This is a genomic window from Chitinophaga sp., assembly GCF_036566945.1.
Lineage (GTDB): Bacteria > Bacteroidota > Bacteroidia > Chitinophagales > Chitinophagaceae > Chitinophaga.
Map to the genome: position 1 here is coordinate 1 of NZ_DATCVJ010000234.1, position 2,546 is coordinate 2,546.

Annotated in this window: 2 protein-coding genes; both read right to left on the reverse strand. The window is 44.6% G+C overall.

Going from position 1 to position 2,546, the window contains the following annotated elements; translation table 11 throughout:
- A partial coding sequence (locus VIP81_RS06810) for a hypothetical protein (RefSeq protein ID WP_331957727.1) occupies nt 1-478 on the reverse strand: 478 nt, incomplete at its 3' end.
- Nucleotides 479-560: 82 nt separating this feature from the next.
- On the reverse strand, nt 561-2,546 hold a 1,986-nt coding region (locus tag VIP81_RS06815; protein ID WP_331957729.1), incomplete at its 5' end, for a P-loop ATPase, Sll1717 family.

Below are 2,546 nucleotides of genomic sequence, written 5' to 3' on the forward strand. Positions count from 1 at the left end.
AACCATGCGTCCTTTTTTTTACATAATCTAAATGCGTAAATAAGTCATTTTTATAATAAGTCCCATCATTCCCCTGCTTTGTGCGGACGAGGTCGGCGTATTTTTCCTCGACAAAGCCAATGCTGGCATAACCTCCAGCGCTCTCATGCGCTTTCTGATTCAGCTCATCATTCGTGAAGTGAATCTCCTGTTTTAGCCCTAAGCTCTCTAGTTTTTCCAATGCGCCTTGATAATTAGCCAAGAATTCTTTTGATTTACGATCGGCTTTGGACATCAAAATTTCCAGCAATGCTTCTAGCGCTAGCACAAAGCGACGATCACCCAATTGAACGTCACACCAAATTTTAATATCTTGGTCTCCAACCAGGGCTGCCGCGCGTGAGAGCTTTTGTATTGCCGCATAAACAGAGCTCTTTTGTGATTCCAGTTCCTTCAAAGCATCTTCAAGCAGACGCAAAGCTTCAATTTTTTGAGTCATAGGATGTATGAATAATGGATGCCAGACTGTAATTCCACCAGCCACCCACGTTGAATGCGAAGTCAGATGTCTTATATCTCATCTACGAGCTGTGCTCAGTGTGCTTAAGACGGCGTCGCTTCCTAGCGGTTCCGCCAGCCTGCTGGCCAAAATACATCCGCTCGTAAATATCCAAAAGCGATCCTAGAGCGACATCGGCGGAGTCATGTTTTTGCGGATTTCTCAGCTTCGAAAGAATATCAACAAGAAATTTGCCGGTAATTTTAACTATAACTTTTCTATGATCCGCATAAATTGATTTAACCCAGGACAGTTCTTTATCTTTTTCAATATTTACGTTCCAACCTCGGCACACTATAAAAGCCAAATTTCCATATCGACCTGACAAGTATGCATGAACCTGACGATAATCTTCGAGCGTGGGAGACTCGTAGTTCTTTACCTCGAACACGACCTGACGTGTTTCGTAGTCCTGTTGAATACGCTTCCAGAATGAAGTTTGGGCGAGGTTCGTTCCGACAACATCTCTGCGGTTAACGGAATCCTTGTTGGGATGAAGAACGACATTATCCAATCTTCCCGCGAAGCATATTTTCAACGCCTCCAAGCACCATTGTTCAAATTCCGCGGCACCGTCCACCCCGCTCTCAATTTTTTGATACTCTGAAATTAGTCGACCCAAGCGAGCGTTTCGCAACCCAGGAGTGACTGACGAGACTTTAATTTCATACTCATCGTTAATGTCCGTTGCTTCGTCTTGACTCAGCACATTGCGGTTCAGATTGAGAGCTATCCAATAGCATGGGTGGATAAGTAGCCGGTGATCCGCTTGAAATTCTGTGTCTGGACGGCGACCGTCGTGCGAGAAAACATAACTCCCTGTGGAGGCATCATGAACCCCGAGAAATCCAACGCCATACAGCGCCCTAACTAAATCGTCGGCCTGATTAAAAATTGCCAATTCGACGTGACTTTCAAGGCTTGAAGGGGGAGATTGGATTACCCCCCCCAATAGCTCACAAGCCTCTGAAAGTAGTATTTCAGGGCTGCGATTTCCAAAAACTGAAATTGCCGCCTCAATCGATGGAAATATTTGACGATACTCTTTCTGAAGATCGTCCAATCGATTGCTTGAAATTGTCTTTGCCGCCTTTTCCAAATCCAAGAGAGAAATGGTAGAAATAGCAGCATTCAAATCTCTTTTGCTCGCATTTTCAAACGCGGAATTTAAAAGAATTAATATATCGCGCGGCCGATAAAGAGTGAACTTCAGACACTGCTTGAAACCCTCATCCCCTTGCAATTCGTGCGCAGTATACCTACTCCACAAGCGTTTGTTATTCTGCGTAGTATCATCAAATGCTGCTCGAATTCGATTGCAAACCAAGTAGAACAGGTTGCCCACATCCCAGTGCAGACGTAAAGTCTGTCCTTCAATGTTCCGAGTATAATCCTGGTCAAAATGCGCAACAGCACGATGAATATTATCGCGCAAAAATAGTATAGGACGAATTGCACCCTTAAATATCGTACTTATATCGATGGCAGCCGTAACCGCACCATCTACAAAAGCAATATTTGCACTGTCAGGATCAAAACCCTCATCCAAGCGATCGATAATAAGATAAACCTTTTGCGCTTTAGGAAGAACCTCTTTTAGTTCTTTTTCTATTTTTGCTATTTCTAGAACGTCAGCCAAATGCCCAATCACATCCTCAGGGGATAGCGACGGGAGCAAGTTCCTCTGGAGCAGGGCCCGGAGTTTTCCAAAAAAAGGTTGCTCCGTCTTGCCCCAGCTTGTCAAGTGGGAAGTCAGGATTGCTGAACGCCCGATAATATCCCGTAGCTTGTATCTGGAAATTAGGGCCTGAGTCACCTCAAGCATCAAACCATATCTCCAAAGCAATCGCGCGCTGGCTCGAATAGCAAGGAATTTTGTTCCGGTTCTCGCGATAAGAGGCGATAAAGCAAGTGTCTGATGCTCTTCAGGTGAAATCAGACATAATGCGGAATTCTTCGGATCAGTCCATTGTTTTTGCAATCGGTAAGTCAATGCGCTTTTACCAGT